This is a genomic window from Bradyrhizobium sp. KBS0727, from assembly GCF_005937885.2.
Lineage (GTDB): Bacteria > Pseudomonadota > Alphaproteobacteria > Rhizobiales > Xanthobacteraceae > Bradyrhizobium.
Genome location: NZ_CP042176.1, coordinates 4,394,979 through 4,412,830 on the forward strand (window position 1 = coordinate 4,394,979; position 17,852 = coordinate 4,412,830).

22 protein-coding genes and 1 pseudogene are annotated in these 17,852 nt (G+C 62.0%); 3 read left to right on the top strand and 20 right to left on the bottom strand.

The genetic code is table 11. From position 1 onward, the window contains the following. Nucleotides 1-15: 15 nt before the first annotated feature. The 18 genes from rplE to rpsL all read right to left on the bottom strand — a co-directional run bounded on the left by rplE (nucleotide 16) and on the right by rpsL (nucleotide 10,768). Entirely contained in the window at nucleotides 16-573 is a 558-nt protein-coding gene (gene rplE / locus FFI89_RS20515) for a 50S ribosomal protein L5 (protein ID WP_138829489.1), read from the bottom strand. Continuing rightward, a complete protein-coding gene (rplX, locus tag FFI89_RS20520; RefSeq protein WP_074828498.1) occupies nucleotides 566-880 on the bottom strand; it encodes a 50S ribosomal protein L24 in 315 nt (104 codons plus the stop codon). Before rplX ends, rplE begins: the two co-directional genes overlap by 8 nt. Next, the gene (gene rplN, locus FFI89_RS20525; RefSeq protein ID WP_011473865.1) at nucleotides 880-1,248 is read right to left on the bottom strand and encodes a 50S ribosomal protein L14; all 369 of its coding nucleotides are present in this window, start codon (nucleotides 1,246-1,248) and stop codon (nucleotides 880-882) included. Before rplN ends, rplX begins: the two co-directional genes overlap by 1 nt. Nucleotides 1,249-1,329: 81 nt before the next feature. After that, nucleotides 1,330-1,578, bottom strand: coding sequence for a 30S ribosomal protein S17 (gene rpsQ, locus FFI89_RS20530; RefSeq protein ID WP_009797129.1), 249 nt, complete (start codon nucleotides 1,576-1,578; stop codon nucleotides 1,330-1,332). Between the two features lie 10 nt (nucleotides 1,579-1,588). Continuing rightward, nucleotides 1,589-1,795 (bottom strand): 50S ribosomal protein L29, encoded by a 207-nt coding sequence (rpmC, locus tag FFI89_RS20535; RefSeq protein WP_027536811.1) that lies wholly within the window; start codon nucleotides 1,793-1,795, stop codon nucleotides 1,589-1,591. Between the two features lie 5 nt (nucleotides 1,796-1,800). Further along, nucleotides 1,801-2,214 carry a 50S ribosomal protein L16 gene (gene rplP / locus FFI89_RS20540; RefSeq protein WP_027536812.1) on the bottom strand — a complete coding sequence of 138 codons (414 nt, stop codon included), beginning with the start codon at nucleotides 2,212-2,214 and terminating at the stop codon, nucleotides 1,801-1,803. 29 nt (nucleotides 2,215-2,243) lie between these two features. Continuing rightward, on the bottom strand, nucleotides 2,244-2,942 hold the full coding sequence (gene rpsC / locus FFI89_RS20545; protein WP_027536813.1) for a 30S ribosomal protein S3: 699 nt from the start codon (nucleotides 2,940-2,942) through the stop codon (nucleotides 2,244-2,246). 17 nt (nucleotides 2,943-2,959) lie between these two features. After that, the gene (gene rplV / locus FFI89_RS20550; protein WP_138829490.1) at nucleotides 2,960-3,346 is read right to left on the bottom strand and encodes a 50S ribosomal protein L22; all 387 of its coding nucleotides are present in this window, start codon (nucleotides 3,344-3,346) and stop codon (nucleotides 2,960-2,962) included. Nucleotides 3,347-3,356: 10 nt separating this feature from the next. Beyond that, nucleotides 3,357-3,635 carry a 30S ribosomal protein S19 gene (gene rpsS / locus FFI89_RS20555; RefSeq protein WP_027536815.1) on the bottom strand — a complete coding sequence of 93 codons (279 nt, stop codon included), beginning with the start codon at nucleotides 3,633-3,635 and terminating at the stop codon, nucleotides 3,357-3,359. Between the two features lie 12 nt (nucleotides 3,636-3,647). Next, a complete protein-coding gene (gene rplB / locus FFI89_RS20560) occupies nucleotides 3,648-4,481 on the bottom strand; it encodes a 50S ribosomal protein L2 (protein WP_138829491.1) in 834 nt (277 codons plus the stop codon). Nucleotides 4,482-4,493: 12 nt separating this feature from the next. Beyond that, entirely contained in the window at nucleotides 4,494-4,793 is a 300-nt protein-coding gene (locus FFI89_RS20565; protein ID WP_027536817.1) for a 50S ribosomal protein L23, read from the bottom strand. Further along, nucleotides 4,790-5,410, bottom strand: coding sequence for a 50S ribosomal protein L4 (gene rplD / locus FFI89_RS20570; RefSeq protein WP_138829492.1), 621 nt, complete (start codon nucleotides 5,408-5,410; stop codon nucleotides 4,790-4,792). The genes FFI89_RS20565 and rplD overlap by 4 nt, the downstream gene beginning before the upstream one ends. 1 nt (nucleotide 5,411) lies before the next feature. Further along, the gene (rplC, locus tag FFI89_RS20575; RefSeq protein ID WP_138829493.1) at nucleotides 5,412-6,131 is read right to left on the bottom strand and encodes a 50S ribosomal protein L3; all 720 of its coding nucleotides are present in this window, start codon (nucleotides 6,129-6,131) and stop codon (nucleotides 5,412-5,414) included. A 50-nt stretch (nucleotides 6,132-6,181) separates the two neighbouring features. Beyond that, complete coding sequence (gene rpsJ, locus FFI89_RS20580; protein ID WP_002712302.1) at nucleotides 6,182-6,490, bottom strand: 30S ribosomal protein S10; 309 nt, start codon at nucleotides 6,488-6,490, stop codon at nucleotides 6,182-6,184. A gap of 86 nt (nucleotides 6,491-6,576) precedes the next feature. Next, a complete protein-coding gene (gene tuf, locus FFI89_RS20585; protein WP_138829494.1) occupies nucleotides 6,577-7,767 on the bottom strand; it encodes an elongation factor Tu in 1,191 nt (396 codons plus the stop codon). 40 nt (nucleotides 7,768-7,807) lie between these two features. Then, nucleotides 7,808-9,880 carry an elongation factor G gene (gene fusA / locus FFI89_RS20590; protein ID WP_138829495.1) on the bottom strand — a complete coding sequence of 691 codons (2,073 nt, stop codon included), beginning with the start codon at nucleotides 9,878-9,880 and terminating at the stop codon, nucleotides 7,808-7,810. Nucleotides 9,881-9,910: 30 nt separating this feature from the next. Further along, the gene (gene rpsG / locus FFI89_RS20595) at nucleotides 9,911-10,381 is read right to left on the bottom strand and encodes a 30S ribosomal protein S7 (RefSeq protein ID WP_074828471.1); all 471 of its coding nucleotides are present in this window, start codon (nucleotides 10,379-10,381) and stop codon (nucleotides 9,911-9,913) included. A 15-nt stretch (nucleotides 10,382-10,396) separates the two neighbouring features. Continuing rightward, nucleotides 10,397-10,768 (bottom strand): 30S ribosomal protein S12, encoded by a 372-nt coding sequence (gene rpsL / locus FFI89_RS20600; RefSeq protein ID WP_057849132.1) that lies wholly within the window; start codon nucleotides 10,766-10,768, stop codon nucleotides 10,397-10,399. A gap of 683 nt (nucleotides 10,769-11,451) precedes the next feature. Between rpsL and FFI89_RS20605 the strand changes: the two are divergent. Further along, nucleotides 11,452-11,962: pseudogene (locus FFI89_RS20605) on the top strand (FAD-dependent oxidoreductase); the annotation flags it as partial. A gap of 39 nt (nucleotides 11,963-12,001) precedes the next feature. Here the strand turns inward: FFI89_RS20605 and FFI89_RS20610 are convergent. Next, nucleotides 12,002-13,048, bottom strand: a complete 1,047-nt coding sequence (locus FFI89_RS20610; RefSeq protein WP_371721446.1) for a GNAT family N-acetyltransferase — start codon at nucleotides 13,046-13,048, stop codon at nucleotides 12,002-12,004. A 266-nt stretch (nucleotides 13,049-13,314) separates the two neighbouring features. Between FFI89_RS20610 and FFI89_RS20615 the strand changes: the two genes are divergently transcribed. Beyond that, nucleotides 13,315-14,520: an FAD-dependent monooxygenase gene (locus tag FFI89_RS20615; RefSeq protein WP_138829497.1), complete on the top strand. Its 1,206-nt coding sequence runs from the start codon at nucleotides 13,315-13,317 to the stop codon at nucleotides 14,518-14,520. A 104-nt stretch (nucleotides 14,521-14,624) separates the two neighbouring features. Next, entirely contained in the window at nucleotides 14,625-15,644 is a 1,020-nt protein-coding gene (locus tag FFI89_RS20620) for an ABC transporter substrate-binding protein (RefSeq protein WP_138829498.1), read from the top strand. A 53-nt stretch (nucleotides 15,645-15,697) separates the two neighbouring features. Here the strand turns inward: FFI89_RS20620 and FFI89_RS20625 are convergent, their stop codons facing one another. Continuing rightward, nucleotides 15,698-17,737, bottom strand: coding sequence for an ABC transporter ATP-binding protein (locus FFI89_RS20625; protein ID WP_138829499.1), 2,040 nt, complete (start codon nucleotides 17,735-17,737; stop codon nucleotides 15,698-15,700). Between the last annotated feature and the right edge of the window lie 115 nt (nucleotides 17,738-17,852).

The following is a 17,852-nucleotide window of genomic DNA, read 5'->3' on the forward strand; positions in this document are numbered from 1 at the left end:
GGCTTTAACTGCGTCTCACTGCCGGAACGGGAAATTGAATGCGGTCAACAAGGCACGCGCCTCGTCGTCGGTCGTCGCCGTGGTGCAAACGGTGATGTCCATGCCCCATGATTCCCCGGCCTTGTCGAAGTCGATTTCGGGGAAAATGATGTGCTCCTTGATGCCGAGCGAATAGTTGCCGCGGCCGTCGAAGCTCTTCGGGTTGAGGCCGCGGAAGTCGCGCACGCGCGGCAGCGCGACGTTCACCAGGCGATCGATGAACTCGTACATTTTGGCCTTGCGCAGCGTGACCTTGCAGCCGATCGGCTGGTTTTCACGCAGCTTGAAGGTTGCGATAGCGACCCGCGAATAGGTCACGACCGCCTTCTGGCCCGCGATCAACGACAGGTCGTTGGCGGCGGTTTCGGCCTTTTTGCGGTCGTTGACGGCCTCGCCGACGCCCATGTTGAGCACGACCTTGTCCAGGCGCGGCACCTGCATGACGTTGGCATAGCCGAACTGTTCGGTCAGCTTGCTGCGAATGCTCTGGTCATACTCCGCGCGCAGGCGCGGAACGTAAGCGGTATCAGCCATCGATCTCTGCTCCCGAGCTCTTGGCAATGCGTACCTTCTTGCCATCAGCCTGAATCTTGAAGCCCACGCGGGTCGGTTTGCCGTCCTTGCCGACATACGCGATGTTCGACAGGTGGATCGGCGCCTCCTTGGAGACGATGCCGCCTTCCTGAGCCTGGGTCTGCTTCTGGTGACGCTTCACCAGGTTGACGCCGCGCACCAACGCCTTGTTGTCGGCGGGGCGGACCTCGAATACTTCGCCGGTGCGGCCCTTGTCGCGGCCGTTCAGCACGATGACCTTGTCACCCTTCCGGATCTTGGCAGCCATCACAGCACCTCCGGCGCAAGCGAAATGATTTTCATGTGGTTCTTGGCACGCAGCTCGCGCGGCACCGGCCCGAAGATACGGGTGCCGACGGGCTCCGACTGGTTGTTGATCAGCACGGCGGCGTTGCGGTCGAAGCGGATGACGGAACCGTCAGCGCGGCGGATGTCCTTGCGGACTCGCACCACGACGGCCTTCATCACGTCGCCCTTCTTCACCTTGCCGCGCGGAATCGCTTCCTTGATCGACACGACGATAACGTCGCCCACGGTTGCATAGCGGCGCTTGGAGCCCCCGAGCACCTTGATGCACATGACACGGCGTGCGCCTGAATTATCGGCCACGTCGAGGTTGGTCTGCATCTGAATCATTGATGCACCTCGTCCTCTTTCTGATGCGCTAGATCGCGCCTAAAATTTTCCCAAAACCAGTCCGGCGAAAGCCGGGCTGCCTCAGGCCGTTTTCTTCTGCTCGCCCCGGACAACCGTCCAACGCTTCAACTTCGAGATCGGCTTGCTTTCCTCGATCCACACCATGTCGCCCGGCTTGAACTCGTTGTTCTCGTCGTGCGCGTGATAGTTCTTGGAGCGACGGATCGTCTTCTTGTAGATCGGATGGGTGAAGCGGCGATCGACGCGCACCACCACCGTCTTGGCTTGCTTGTCGCTCACGACCACGCCCTGAAGGGTACGTTTCGGCATATCAGGCCTCTTACTTCTTCTTCGCGCGCGTTTGCGCGGCGATGGTCTTGATGCGGGCGATATCGCGACGGGCTTCACGCAGCCGCGAGGTGTTTTCCAGCTGCCCGGTGGCGCGCTGGAAACGCAGGTTGAAGCGCTCTTTCTTCAGATTGAGGACGGCGTCGTCCCTCTGATCGTCGCTCATCGCGCGAATGTCGGCGGTTTTCATCTCGGCCATGACAGTTACTCCGCAATGCGCGCGACGAAGCGCGTCTTGATCGGCAGCTTGGCGGCGGCGAGCGAGAGCGCTTCCTTCGCGGTCTGCACCGTGACGCCGTCGATCTCGAAAATCACGCGGCCGGGCTTGACCCGCGCCACCCACAATTCCGGCGTACCCTTGCCGGAACCCATGCGGACTTCAGCGGGCTTCTTCGACACCGGCAGGTCCGGAAAAATCCGGATCCAGACGCGGCCGGCGCGCTTCATGTGACGGGTCAGCGCGCGGCGTGCGGCCTCGATCTGACGGGCGGTGATGCGCTCTGGCGCCATCGCCTTCAGGCCGAACTGACCGAACGACAACGTCGCGCCCGAAGTCGCAACGCCGTGGATACGGCCCTTATGCGCCTTCCGGAACTTCGTTTTCTTTGGTTGCATCATGGCTTACGCCCTCAAACCTTTTCTGTGTCTCACGCCGCGTCGCGGCGCGGCCGTGAATTGTCGCCTTCGGCCATCTTCTTGTCCTGGGCCATCGGATCGTGCTCGAGGATTTCGCCCTTGAAGATCCAGACCTTGACGCCGCAGGTGCCGAACGTGGTGAACGCGGTCGCTACGCCGTAATCGATGTCGGCGCGCAGCGTGTGCAGCGGCACGCGGCCTTCGCGATACCATTCCATGCGCGCGATTTCGGCGCCGCCGAGACGGCCCGAGCAGTTGATACGAATGCCTTCGGCGCCGAGACGCATCGCCGACTGCACCGCCCGCTTCATGGCGCGGCGGAACGCGACGCGGCGCTCAAGCTGCTGCGCGATCGATTCGGCGACCAGGGTGGCGTCGAGCTCGGGCTTGCGGATTTCGACGATGTTGATGACGACGTCGGAGTCCGTGATGTCGGCAACCCGCTTGCGCAGCTTGTCGATGTCGGCGCCCTTCTTGCCGATCACGACGCCCGGACGCGCCGAGTGGATCGTCACGCGGCACTTCTTGTGCGGACGCTCGATCACGATGCGGGCGACAGCCGCCTGCTTGAGCTCCTTGTGCAGGATCTCGCGGATCTTGACGTCCTCATGCAACAGCTTGCCGTATTCGTTCTTGCCGGCGAACCAACGGGAATCCCACGTACGGTTGATGCCGAGACGCAGTCCGATTGGATTGATCTTTTGACCCATCGTCTTCTCCCGCGCCCTTAAGCGCCAGCCTCGGCCTCGACCTGACGAACCACGATGGTCAGGTGCGAGAACGGTTTAAACACACGGCCCGAACGGCCACGGCCGCGCGGTGCAAAACGCTTCATCACGATGCCGTTGCCGACATGCGCCTCGGCGACGACGAGATCGTCGACCTCGAGGTCGTGGTTGTTCTCGGCGTTGGCGATCGCCGATTCCAGGCACTTCTTGACGTCGACCGCGATCCGCTTGCGCGAGAACTGCAGGTCGGCGAGTGCGGCCGAAGCCTTCCGGCCGCGGATCAGCTGCGCGACAAGATTGAGCTTCTGCGGGCTGACGCGCAGCATCCGGGCCACCGCCTTGGCCTCGTTGTCCGCGAGGCTACGTTCGCGCTTTGGTTTGCTCATCGTCTATTCCTCAAGCCTTCTTGGCTTTCTTGTCGCCAGAATGGCCATGGAAGGTACGGGTCGGCGAGAACTCGCCGAACTTGTGACCCACCATTTCCTCGTTGACCGACACCGGCACATGCTTCTGGCCGTTGTAGACGCCGAAGACCAAACCGACGAACTGCGGCAGGATGGTCGAGCGGCGGCTCCAGATTTTGATGACGTCGTGGCGACCGGACGCGCGCGCGGCATCTGCCTTCTTGAGCAGAGAACCCTCGACGAACGGGCCTTTCCAGACTGAACGAACCATGTCCGGCGTTCCTTACTTCTTCCGCTTGTGGCGGCTTAGGAGAATGAATCTGTTGGTCGACTTGTTCGAACGGGTCTTCTTGCCCTTGGTCGGCTTGCCCCACGGCGTAACCGGGTGGCGGCCGCCCGAGGTGCGGCCTTCGCCGCCGCCGTGCGGATGGTCGATCGGGTTCATGACGACGCCGCGGTTATGCGGACGCCAGCCCAGCCAGCGGGTACGGCCGGCCTTGCCGATCGAGATGTTCATGTGGTCGGGGTTCGACACCGCGCCGATGGTGCCGCGGCAACGGCCGTGCACCAGGCGCTGCTCGCCCGAGTTCAGGCGCATAATGACGTAGTCCTGATCGCGGCCGACAAGCTGGGCGTAAGTACCAGCCGAACGTGCGATCTGGCCACCCTTGCCGATCTTCATCTCGATGTTGTGGACGATGGTGCCGATCGGCATGTTGCCGAGCGGCATGACATTGCCCGGCTTCACGTCGACGTAGTTGCCGGCAACGATCGTGTCGCCAACGGCCAGCCGCTGCGGCGCCAGGATATAGGCCTGCTCACCGTCCTGATACTTGATCAGCGCGATGAACGCGGTGCGGTTCGGATCGTATTCCAGCCGCTCGACCACGGCAGGCACGTCGACCTTGTTCCGCTTGAAGTCGACCATGCGGTACGCCTTCTTGTGGCCACCGCCACGAAAGCGAACAGTGATACGGCCGGTGTTGTTGCGGCCGCCATTGCTGATCTTGCCTTCGGTCAACGACTTGACCGGCTTGCCCTTGTAGAGCGCCGAACGGTCGACCATCACCAGCTGGCGCTGGCCCGGCGTCGTCGGATTAAATTTTTTCAATGCCATCGCTATATCGCCTTATAGCCCGGTCGTGACGTCGATGCGGTGGCCCTCTTCGAGGGTCACGATCGCTCGCTTCACGTCCGACTGCGAACCGAAATTGCCGCGGAACACCTTGGTCTTGCCCTTGCGCACCAGCGTGTTCACGCTCTTCACCTTGACGTCGAACAGCTTTTCGACGGCTTCCTTGATTTGCGGCTTGGTCGCCTTGGCGGCGACCCTGAACACGACCTTGTTGTGCTCGGACGCAACCGTCGCCTTTTCGGTGACGACCGGTGCGACGATCACGTCGTAATGGCGCGGATCGATATTCTTCATTTGAAGCGCGCCTCCAGCGCATCGACGGCCGACTTGGTCAGCACCAGCTTCTGACGGCGCAGGATGTCATAGACGTTGATGCCCTGGATCGGCAGCACGTCGATGTTCGGAATGTTGCGCGCAGCGGTCGCGAAACCGGCGTGCAGCTCGGCGCCGTCGATGATCAGCGCATTGGTCAGGCCGAGACCCGAGAAATGCCCGATCAGCGCCTTGGTCTTGGCCGCTTCCAGCGTCGCGGAATCGATCACGATCAGACCGCCGTCCTTGGCTTTCGCCGAGAGCGCATGGCGCAGAGCGAGCGCACGAACCTTCTTCGGCAGCGCGAACGCATGCGAACGCACGACCGGACCGAACGCACGGCCACCGCCGCGGAACTGCGGGACGCGGGCCGAACCGTGACGAGCACCGCCGGTGCCCTTCTGCTTGTACATCTTCTTGCCGGTGCGCCAGACGTCCGCACGGCCCTGCACCTTGTGGGTGCCGGCCTGGCGCTTGGCGAGCTGCCAGTTGACGCAGCGCTGAATGATGTCCTTGCGCGGCTCGAGACCGAAAATAGCGTCGGAAAGCTGGACCGAGCCGGCTTCCTTGCCTTCAAGGGTGGTGACTTTCAGTTCCATCTCACGCGCCCTCCTGCTCGGCCGGCGCCTGGGCCTGCTCACCACCGACAACCCTGAACTTGCCGGGCTTCGGCGCTTCCTTCGGCAGCGGCTTCTTGACGGCGTCGCGCACCGCGATCCATCCGCCCTTGGAGCCGGGAACGGCGCCTTCGACGAGGATCAGGCCGCGCTCGACGTCGGTCTTCACCACACGCAGATTGAGCGTGGTGATGCGGTCGACACCCATGTGACCGGGCATCTTCTTGTTCTTGAAGGTCTTGCCAGGATCCTGACGTCCGCCGGTCGAACCGATCGAACGATGCGAAACCGACACGCCGTGGGTGGCGCGCAGACCGCCGAAATTCCAGCGCTTCATGCCGCCGGCAAAACCCTTACCGACCGAGGTGCCGGTGACGTCGACGAACTGGCCGACGACGAAATGGTCTGCCTGGATCTCGGCGCCAACCGGGATCAGCGCGTCCTGCGACACGCGGAACTCGGTGACCTTCCGCTTGGGCTCGACCTTGGACACCGCGAACTGGCCGCGCTCTGCCTTGGGCAGATAGACGGTCTTGCGGGTACCGGAACCGAGCTGCAACGCAACGTAACCGTTCTTCTCGGTCGTGCGGTGGCCCAGAACCTGGCAATTGCCCAGCTTCAGCACGGTCACAGGGATATGTTCGCCGGTCTCCGTAAAGACCCGCGTCATCCCGACCTTTTGTGCGATCACTCCGGAGCGCATCGGCGTGCTTCCTGTTCTTTCTGTCCGCTAACTTCGGACGATCTGAAAATTTAGAGCTTGATCTCGACGTCGACACCAGCGGCCAGGTCGAGCTTCATCAAAGCGTCGACGGTCTGCGGGGTCGGGTCGACAATGTCGAGAAGGCGCTTGTGGGTGCGCATCTCGAATTGCTCACGGCTCTTCTTGTCCACGTGCGGCGAACGGTTGACGGTGAACTTCTCGATGCGGGTCGGCAGCGGAATGGGTCCGCGAACCTGGGCACCGGTACGTTTCGCCGTGTTCACGATCTCGCGGGTCGACGTATCGAGGATACGATGGTCGAACGCCTTGAGACGGATGCGAATATTTTGGCCGTTCATTGCCGTTTGTCTTTCTTAGTGAGTGGCGAGTAGCGAATAGCGAATGGATTTGGTCCACTTGCTACTCGCCATTCCCTATTCGCTTGTTACTCGATGATGCTGGCGACGACGCCGGCGCCGACGGTGCGGCCACCTTCACGGATCGCGAAACGCAGCTTTTCTTCCATCGCGATCGGCACGATCAGGTGCACTTCCATCGCGATGTTGTCGCCCGGCATCACCATTTCGGTGCCTTCGGGCAGATGCACGACGCCAGTCACGTCGGTGGTGCGGAAGTAGAACTGGGGCCGGTAGTTGGTGAAGAACGGGGTGTGACGACCGCCCTCTTCCTTGGTCAGGATGTAAGCCTCAGCCTTGAACTTGGTGTGCGGCTTGACCGAACCCGGCTTGCACAGCACCTGGCCACGCTCGACTTCCTCGCGCTTGGTACCACGGAGCAACGCACCGATGTTGTCGCCGGCCTGGCCCTGATCGAGCAGCTTGCGGAACATTTCGACGCCGGTGACGATGGTCTTCTGGGTATCGCGCAGACCGACGATTTCGATTTCCTCGCCGACCTTGACGATGCCGCGCTCGACACGGCCGGTGACGACGGTGCCGCGGCCCGAGATCGAGAACACGTCTTCCACCGGCATCAGGAACGGCTGGTCAACCGGACGCTCCGGCTGCGGAATGTACTCGTCGACTTTCGCCATCAACTCGAGGATGGCGTCGTGACCGAGCTTCTTGTCCTTGTCTTCGAGGGCGGCGAGAGCCGAACCCTTGATGATCGGAATGTCGTCGCCGGGGAAATCGTACTTCGAGAGAAGTTCGCGGACTTCCATCTCGACCAGCTCGAGCAGTTCCGGATCGTCGACCATGTCGCACTTGTTCAGGAACACGACGAGGGCGGGAACGCCGACCTGACGGGCGAGCAGGATGTGCTCGCGGGTCTGCGGCATCGGGCCGTCGGCGGCCGACACGACCAGGATCGCGCCGTCCATCTGCGCGGCGCCCGTGATCATGTTCTTCACATAGTCGGCGTGGCCCGGGCAGTCGACGTGGGCGTAGTGCCGGTTCTTGGTTTCATATTCGACGTGGGCGGTCGAGATCGTGATGCCGCGCGCCTTTTCTTCCGGCGCCTTGTCGATCTGGTCGTACGCCGTGAACGTCGCACCGCCGGTTTCAGCCAGCACCTTGGTGATCGCTGCGGTCAGCGATGTCTTGCCATGGTCGACGTGACCGATGGTTCCGATGTTGCAGTGCGGTTTATTACGTTCAAACTTTGCTTTGGCCATTTGACTCTCCGTTCAGTCGTTAGCTTTGAACCAACGACAATCAGGCAAACTTCTTTTGGACTTCAGCCGACACGTTAGCCGGCGCTTCAGCGTAGTGATCGAATTGCATCGTAAAGGTCGCGCGTCCCTGGCTCATCGAGCGCAGGTTATTCACGTACCCGAACATGTTCATGAGCGGCACCATCGCGTTGATGACGTTGGCGTTGCCGCGCATGTCCTGGCCCTGGATCTGGCCGCGCCGCGAATTCAGGTCGCCGATGACGGAACCGGTATAGTCTTCCGGGGTCACCACTTCGACCTTCATGATCGGCTCGAGCAGAACAGACTTGCCCTTCTGCAGCGCTTCGCGGAATGCCGCGCGCGATGCGATTTCGAAGGCCAGCGCCGACGAGTCGACATCGTGATACTTGCCGTCGACCAGCTGCACCTTGACGTCCACCACCGGGAAGCCGGCGACGACGCCCGACCCCATCACGCTGTTGAGGCCCTTTTCGACGCCGGGGATGTATTCCTTCGGCACCGCGCCGCCGACGATCTTGGATTCGAACTCGTAGCCCTTGCCGGGCTCGTTCGGCTCCACGATGATCGACACTTCGGCGAACTGACCGGTACCACCGGTCTGCTTCTTGTGCGTGTACTTGACTTCAGCGCGCTTGGTGACCCGCTCGCGGAACGCCACCTGCGGCGCACCGATGTTGGCGTCGACCTTGTAGGTACGGCGGAGGATGTCGACCTTGATGTCGAGATGGAGTTCGCCCATGCCCTTGAGGATGGTCTGGCCGGACTCCTGGTCGGTCGACACGCGGAACGACGGATCTTCCGCAGCGAGCTTCGCAAGTGCCACGCCGAGCTTTTCCTGGTCGGCCTTCGACTTCGGCTCGATCGCGATTTCGATCACCGGCTCCGGGAATTCCATCTTTTCCAGGATCACCGGCTTGTCGGGATCGCACAGCGTGTCACCGGTGCGCGCTTCCTTCAGGCCAGCCAGGGCGACGATGTCGCCGGCATAGGCTTCCTTGATGTCTTCGCGGTTGTTCGCATGCATCAGCAGCATGCGGCCGATACGCTCCTTGCGGTCCCGCGTCGAATTGATGACGCCGGTGCCCGACATGAGGGTGCCGGAATAAATACGGCAGAAGGTGATGGTGCCGACGAACGGGTCGTCCATGATCTTGAACGCGAGCAGAGCCAGCGGCTCCTTGTCGTTCGGAAGGCGAACGACTTCGTTGCCGTCTTCATCGATGCCCTTGATGGCGGGCACGTCGACCGGCGACGGCAGGTAGTCCACGACAGCATCGAGCAGCGGCTGCACGCCCTTGTTCTTGAACGCCGAACCGCACAGCACCGGGAAGAAAGCGCCGGTCAGCACCGCCTTGCGGATCATGCGCTTCAACGTCGCCTCATCCGGCTCCTTGCCGTCGAGGTAAGCGGCGAGCACTTCGTCATCGAGTTCGACGGCGGCTTCCAGCAGCTTCTCGCGATATTCCTTGGCCTTCTCGCGCATGTCCTCGGGAATATCGATGTCCACGAACTTGGCGTCGAGCTTCTCTTCTTCCCAGATCACGCCCTTCATGCGGACGAGATCGACCAGGCCCTTGAAATTATTCTCGGAGCCGATCGGAAGCTGGATCGCAATCGGCTTGGCACCGAGGCGATCGACAATATCCTGCATGCATTTGTAGAAGTCGGCGCCGGTCTTATCCATCTTGTTGGCGAAGACGATGCGCGGAACCTTGTACTTGTCGCCCTGACGCCAGACGGTCTCGGTCTGCGGCTCAACGCCCTGGTTCGAATCGAGCACGCACACGGCACCGTCGAGCACGCGCAGCGAACGCTCGACTTCGATGGTGAAGTCGACGTGGCCGGGAGTGTCGATGATGTTGAGACGCTTGCCTTCCCAGAACGCGGTGGTCGCTGCCGACGTAATCGTAATGCCGCGCTCCTGCTCCTGCTCCATCCAGTCCATCGTCGCGGCACCTTCGTGCACTTCGCCGATCTTGTGGCTCTTGCCGGTGTAATACAGGATGCGCTCGGTGGTCGTGGTCTTGCCGGCATCGATATGCGCCATGATACCGAAGTTACGGTAGTTCTCTATGGCATGAACGCGGGGCATGGGCTGTTCCTTAAAATCCGTGTTTCGCCGTTACCAGCGATAGTGCGAGAAGGCGCGGTTGGCTTCCGCCATCCGATGCACATCTTCACGCTTCTTGACGGCGTTACCCCGGTTGTTCGACGCGTCGAGCAGCTCGGCCGAGAGCCGCTCCGTCATCGTCTTTTCGTTGCGATCGCGAGCCGCGGTGATGATCCAGCGAATGCCCAGCGCCTGACGGCGAACCGAACGTACTTCGACCGGCACCTGGTAGGTGGCACCACCGACGCGGCGCGAACGCACTTCGATGGTCGGCATGACGTTTTCCAGCGCCTGCTCGAAAACCGTCAGCGGGCCCTGCTTGGTCTTGGCTTCGATCATCGACAGCGCGCCGTAGACGATGGTTTCGGCGGCGGACTTCTTGCCGTCGTACATGATCGAGTTCATGAACTTCGTAATGATGACGTTCCCGAACTTCGGGTCCGGGTTCACTTCACGCTTTTCAGCTGAATGGCGACGAGACATCTGATCTGTTCCCGCTTACTTCGGACGCTTCGCGCCGTACTTCGAACGACGCTGCTTACGGTTCTTGACGCCCTGGGTATCGAGGACGCCGCGGAGGATGTGGTAGCGCACGCCGGGCAAATCCTTGACGCGGCCGCCGCGGATCATCACCACCGAGTGCTCCTGAAGGTTATGGCCTTCACCCGGGATGTAACCGATCACTTCGAAGCCGTTGGTCAGACGCACCTTGGCGACCTTACGAAGCGCCGAGTTCGGCTTCTTCGGGGTCGTGGTGTAGACGCGCGTGCAAACGCCGCGCTTCTGCGGCGACTGCTGCAGCGCCGGCACCTTCTTGCGCGACTTCTGCACCGTACGCGGTTTTGCGATCAGCTGGTTGATCGTCGGCATGTCAGCCTTCACCCTTTAGTTCGCGCGAAGACCTGGAATGGCCTCGCAAATTCTTCTCGGAACTAGCCGTTCCGTTCGGCCGCTCGGCGTGAGAAGATCCACGCAAAACGAAATCACGCCAACCACCCATTGCTGAGCGGAAAGCGCTTCGACGCCACAGAGGACCGCGAGTTAAGACCGATCAGCGTTCGCTGTTCGGTCCGCTACCGAGGTCATGCATCCGATTAACTCTCAAGAGACAGGCTCAAGAGACCTAAAATCGCACTGGCATTGCCTAGCTATATAATCGACAGCGTTTGAGCGGCATTCGTCGAGGTTGGTGCCCGTATCAGTCCGCAAGGATTTGAAAGGGTGTTCCGTTCCGACGCTGGCGACGCTCACCGCCTGTCGTGAAGTGGGGGTCTTCTATAAGCGGCGGGTAGCTAAGTCAAGCGAAACGACACCGCAAGAAATGCCTATGGCGTCTGCAGTTTCGACGTTTCGCGCGAGCCCGCGAAGTCGCCAAACCGCAAGATGCAGCCGGTCCGCGATTTGACCGAGTCGCCCGATTCTCGGCCTAATTATATCCGGGTAATATATAAAATGGCGACCTTCTCGGGTTCCCGGATCAGCTCCCTCCCCCAAACTAAGCCTTTTTTACCCTTTCCGGGCGCGAAGGTGGTGGTTTCGGATCGGGATGTTCGATGAAGCACACCGATATCGCGATCATCGGCGGCGGTCTGGCGGGTTCGACCGCAGCCGCCATGCTGGGACGCGCCGGGATTGCAACCTTCCTGATCGATCCGCACGAGACCTATCCGTTCGACTTCCGCGTCGAAAAATTGAGCGATGATGCGCAGCTTGAGCGGTTTTTCAGGACCGGCACCGCCGATTCGGTGCTCCGTTCGGCGACGCATGACGGCGAAAACTGGATCGCCCGATTCGGCTATCTCCTGGACAAGCGGCCGAGCCGCCAATTCGGCATCAGCTATGAGCATCTCATCAGCGCGATTCGGGCTGAATGTCGCGCTGCGCCGCAATCTCGGCATCGAACGCCGGATCATCGGCCCCTGTCACGCGATCTCGATCGGCTTCGACCTGGTACCGGTCGGACGATCCGCGTTCGACTTTCCGGCGATGACCTACTTTTCCGAGCGGACCAGCGACCGTATCCCCTATCTGACGCTGTTTCCGGTCGGCGGCGCGATGCGCGCCCGCTCGGCGGCAACATCTTCAATGTCGGCCTGACCGCGATCACGGCGTCGCGGTCAGTGCGGGCTTTGTGCGCGGCGGCGAGAGCCGGTGGCGAAAGCGATTGCGCAGTTGCCGCAGGCGTTCATAGCCGAGCAGCCGGCCGGCTTCGATTCGATAGCCCAGCGACTTGCCCGGCCCGATATCGATCAGCATATCGACCATGTCTCGGCGGCCGGCCCACAACTGGCCCATGAAACTGTCTTCCGCCGCGCAGGAATTGATTGCCTGGATATCCGATCCGGCGAACAGTTCTTCGGTTACGCGGTCCACCAGCAGCGCGCCCGGCGAGTATTTGCTGAATTTCGCGTCGAAAGCGGTTTTCCAGGTATAGGCCGTCGACCCGCAATACATCAGCACCTGCGCCGCGATCGCCGCGCCGTCGACCCGCAGCAGCGCCACCGACGCGTCGCGCCGCGCAGCCAGGTCGTGCAGCAGGCGCCTGACAAAGCCGGCGTCGCTGGAATCGGAGAGCAACGCGGTGCCCTGCTCGCCCTTCCAACTCGCCTTCTCCATCGCCAGGAAAATTTCAAACGCCTGCTCGACGCCGGCGGCGCTGCGATCATTCACGACGTCAACAGCGCCGAGCGACGACAGCCTGTTCCAGTCCTGGCGCAACTTCTTGCGCGTCGATCCGGATCGCTTGACGCCGAACTCGCGCGTCACGAACGGCCGCGCGGTTTCGGAGAGCATCAGCGGTTCGATTCCGCGCAACGAAAACACTTTCAGCATCGAGGAATGGCTTGGGGATTCGGCATCGAACGATTTCAGGCAGACGACGTTCGGCAGCTCCGCGCTGCGTTCGATCGCCGCGAAAAACGCCGGGATCACCTCGTCGGCGAATGTCGGGTCGACGACGGGACTGGAGAGGAATGCATAGTTGTAGGGCAGCGCTTCCAGCACCGCAGGCAGGAATGGTGCCGCCTTGCGCAATTGCAGCGCCCAGACGCCGACGAGCTTGCGTGGCTCGGCGCCCTGCTCCCAGGCCAGCAGCGTCACGATCCTGGCGAAGCCGGTATCACAGGCGGCTTTCAACGCAGCCGGATTCATGAAGACGTTCGATGACGCACGCAAAACGAAGTCGTCCCATTGCGGAGCGACGTCCAGGTTTGGTGAATCAATCGTTACAGAAATCATTGGAAACAAATGCCTCGACCGGGCGCCCGGCGGTGGCGATGGTGATCGCGCCCGCTTGCTTTTCGGTTAAGCGCGACCATAGCTGACTCGTTTGCGATAAGCCTGATCTCGACGGGTTCTTTCAGCATTTCTTTGCCATTGGGGGTCATTGATATGGCTTCACGATCCTGGGCAAGGGCATGCGCTATACGGACGTTGCCATCGTCGGCGGAGGTCTGGCCGGCTCGACCGCCGCAGCCATGCTGGGACGTGCCGGCGTTCCGGCGCTACTGATCGACCCGCATCCAACCTATCCGCCGGAGCTGCGCTGCGAGAAGCTTGGCGGCGACCAGCTCGATCTCCTGCGCAAGACCGGGCTCGCCGAGCCGACCCTGCGGGCAACCACGCTCGACGGCGAGGTCTGGGAAGCGCGCTTCGGTTACGTCGTCGCGAAAAAGCCCAGCGACCAGCACGGCATCATGTACGACACGCTGGTCAACACCATGCGCGCGCAGATCCCGCCCGGTGCGGAAACCATCTTCGCCAAGGTCTCCGGCATTTCCAACAGCAGCGAGCGACAGCAGCTCATGCTTTCGAACGGCGAACAGATCTCGGCGCGGCTGGTCGTGCTCGCCAACGGGCTCAATATCGGCCTGCGTACCATGCTGGGCATCGAGCGCCAGGTCATCAGCTCCTGCCATTCGATTACGCTCGGCTTCGATGTCGCACCGGTCGGCCGCGCGGCTTTCGATTTCCCGGCGCTGACCTACTGGCCGAAGCGATCGAGCTCTCGCATGGCCTACATGACGATCTTTCCGATCGGCGGCACGATGCGCGTCAATCTGATGGTCTATCGCGACATGACCGACCCGTGGTTGCCGCAGTTTCGGAAGGCGCCCGAGGCAGCGATGCGCGCCTTGATGCCGCGACTTCTGCGCATGATGGGCGACTTCAAGGTGAGCGGCCCGGTCAAGATCCGGCCGGCGGACCTGTGCACCAACAGCGGCTATCTGCAGCCGGGCGTCGTGCTGGTCGGCGACGCCTTCTCGACCTCCTGCCCCGCCGCCGGAACCGGCACGACGAAGGTGTTCACCGACGTCGGACGCCTGTGCAATGTCTACGTTCCGCAATGGCTTGCGACCGAAGGCATGGACGCGCAAAAGATCGCGCAGTTCTACGATGACCCCGAGAGGCAGGCCTGCGAGGCCCAAAGCCGTGCGAAGGCCTACCATCTGCGCTCGCTGTCGACCGACAACGGACTGTCATGGCGGGCCCAGCGCTGGGCCCGTTTCCTGGCAAGACTGGCTCAAGGCACCCTGCGATCGGTCCGGAAGGGACTTTCGGCGGGATCGACCGAACGCGGTGCCGAGCCAAGCGGACAGCCGCGACACGGCCGGCTGGCTTGACCCGCCGGGAGATCGGGTCCAGGCGATTCGCTGAATCCGTCGACTGAAGCAGACATTGACACTAGTCGGCCAACGCGCCGCCGTGCTTTCATGTCTGCCCCGAAGTGAATCAATACATCCTGGTCGACAAAGGCGATTTGATGAGGCGACGAGATCTGGTAGCCGGGCTGGCCAGTGCGGCGATAACGTGGCCGTTTTCGGCGATCGCACAGAGTGCGGTACCTCGCGTCGGAATTCTCTTCGCCGGGTCTGAGGGATCTGCCACCTCCAACGGGTTTATCGCCGAAATCAGCGAAGGTTTGCGCAACCTCGGTTTGAACGAAGGTCGGGACTATGTCTTCGAAAAGCGGTTTGCCGCCGGAGATTACGCGCGGTTTCCGGCTTTAGCCGCAGAGCTGGCTCTGGCCGGCGCCAGGATCGTGCTTCCGAACACGATCGCAGCCGCGCGGGCCGCGCAAGCCCTATCGCCGCCGCTTCCCGTGGTGCTGGTGGCCATCAACGACCCCGTGGGGACCGGTCTGATAGCAAGCCTTGCGCGACCTGGAGGCCATACCACCGGTGTGGCGACCCTGATCGAAGATCTCACGCCCAAAATGCTCGAGTATCAGCGTATGCTGGTGCCCGAGGCGAAGGTGCTCGGCATCATCTCCAATCCGGCCAATCCGTCGAATCCCATCATGGTCGACAACTTCCGGGCGCATGCAAGCGCAATGGGGATGACAGTCCGTTCAGTCTCCTTGAGCCTGCCGGGAGAAATCGACGCCACATTTGCATCCCTCGCGGCCGCCAAACCAGATGCGCTTCACCTGATCGGCGATGCTGCCAACGTCGATCTTGGCGACCGCCTCTCCGCATTCGCCAATGCACAGCGGATTCCGCTCTTTTCAACCTATCCGCCTATGGTCGAATTCGGGTGCCTGCTTGCCTATGGCCCTCCCAGACGCATGCTCCTGGTCAGAGTGGGATATTATGTGAAGCGGATTCTGGAAGGGTCTGCGCCCGCCGATCTGCCGGTGGAGCAGCCGACCCAGATCGAGCTTTGGCTCAACAAGAAGGCCGCCGATGCCCTCGGCCTCACGGTCCCCGCCTCTTTGCTTGCCACGGCCGACAAGGTCATTGAGTAGGTCTGGCCGACCGCGATTATGAGCAAGCGTCTCGGCCGAAACGACGACAGCGCTCACTCCTCCTCGTCGTCCTCATCGTCGTCTTCATCATCGTCCTCGTCGTCATCATCATCGGCGAGAGCGGCCGCGTTGTGTGGCGTATGGCCCTGGTCGTCCCAGAGCTTGCGATAAACGCCATTGGCGGCGAGCAGCTTCGCATGCGAGCCGCGTTCGATCGCCTTGCCACCCGAGATCACGATGATCTCGTCCATCTCGACCACCGACGTCAGGCGGTGGGTCGACCAGATCATGGTCCGCCCCTCCGCGACGTTCAGCAGCGTGCGGTTGATCGCCGCTTCGGTGGTCTGGTCGAGCGCGGACGTGGCCTCGTCGAGCAGCAGCACCGACGGATTGCGGATGATCGCGCGCGCGATCGCGATGCGCTGGCGCTGGCCGCCCGACAGCGTGTCGCCGCGCTCGCCGACCAGCGTGTCATATTTCTGCGGCAGGCTCATGATGTAGCGGTGGATCTCGGCCTTGCGCGCGGCTTCCGTGACTTCTTCGTCGCTGGCGCCCTCCTTGCCGAGCCGGATGTTTTCGCGGATCGACATGTTGAACAGCATGTTCTCCTGAAACACGACGGCCATCCCCCGGCGCAGCGATTCGCGGGTCACCCGGCGAATATCGACGCCGTCGATGGTCACGCGACCTTCGTCGGGCACGTAGAGGCGCAGGATCAGGTTGAGCAACGTGCTCTTGCCGGAGCCCGAGGGGCCGACGATCGCGATACGCTTGCCGGCATTGAGCTTGAGACTGAAATTGTCGAGCACCGGGGTCGGGCTGCCTTCGTAGGCGAAGGTCACGCGATCGAAGCTGATGTCGTTGATGATCCGCGGCAGATCCGGCGCGCCCGGACGATCGGCGCCGCGCGTCGGCTCGTCGAGCAGTTCCTGGATATGACGCACCGCCGCCGCCGACTGGATCGACACCGGAATGAAATGCATCAGATGGGCGATGTTGTAGGACACCTCCCAGAACGCGCTCTCGAAGGTGACGAAGGTACCGATGGTGATCTGGCCCTTGGTGGCGAGATAGGCGCCGATCGCGAGCACCACGAGGTGCAGCAACAGGACCGAGATCGTGACGGTGCGCTCCACCATGGTCGACAGGAACACGGCGGACGCCGTCTTGATGCGCACATCCTGGTTGCGCATGGTGAACCAGCCGAGCGTACGGCGCTGCAGGCTGAACGCCTTGACCACCGCCTGCGCCGCCACGTTCTCCTGGACCATGCCGAGCAGCGCCGACTCGTTCAGCTTCTGCTCGTAGTTCGCCTGCACCGCCTTTGGCGTCAGGATCCGCGGACCGATCAGGGTGATCGGAAACACCAATAGCGCCACCGCCGCGAGCTGCCAGTTCAGGAACAGCATCAGGACGATGCCGGCGATCAACTCGAAGAACGGCAGCGCCGCGCTGTTGGCGAAGCTCTTGATCGAGCCCTCGAAGGCCGAGAGGTCGATGGAGAACCGCGAGAGAATTTCGCCGCGCTTGGTGCGGGCAAAATAGGCGGACGGCAGGTTCTGGACGTGCTCGAACAGCCGCGTTCGCACGTCCGAAATCACGCTCGCTGCCAGTCGCGCATCCCAGCGCTCGTACCAGACCGCGATGATCGAGGTGACGATGCCGGCGGCCGCGAGCACGCCGAGGATCTTGTACAGCGCCTGGAAGTCTTCCTCCCCGAGCGCATCGTCGATCAGGAACTTCAGGCTCAACGGCATGAAGACGTTGAACAGCGTCTCGACCAGAACGCCGAAAGTGACGAAGGCCAGCAGCTTCTTGTAATTGATCAGGATCGGCTTGACGAAGCCGTAGATCGTCGAGAGCGCGCCGGCGGCTTCCTTGGCGGTAAAGACGACGAGGTCCTCGTCGTCATCATCGTCGTCGAGCTCCAGTTCGTCATCATCATCTTCGTCATCGTCGGGCGGCGCAGCGGCTGCCTTGCCGCCGGCAATCGGGCTCGCCGCACCGGGCTCGACCGCGAGCTTCTTCTCGAGCTCAGGATCGTCCGCCGACGCGGGATTCCGGTCATCCGGAGAAGGAGGTTTTGGCGCCATGAAACCAACCGATGCTGCACGGCCGGCCTGACCGCAAATCGAACGCGATAGCCCAAAATGTTATCTTGGACGTTACCTTGGACGCTATCGCGCCGATCCTATGCGATCGGGATCA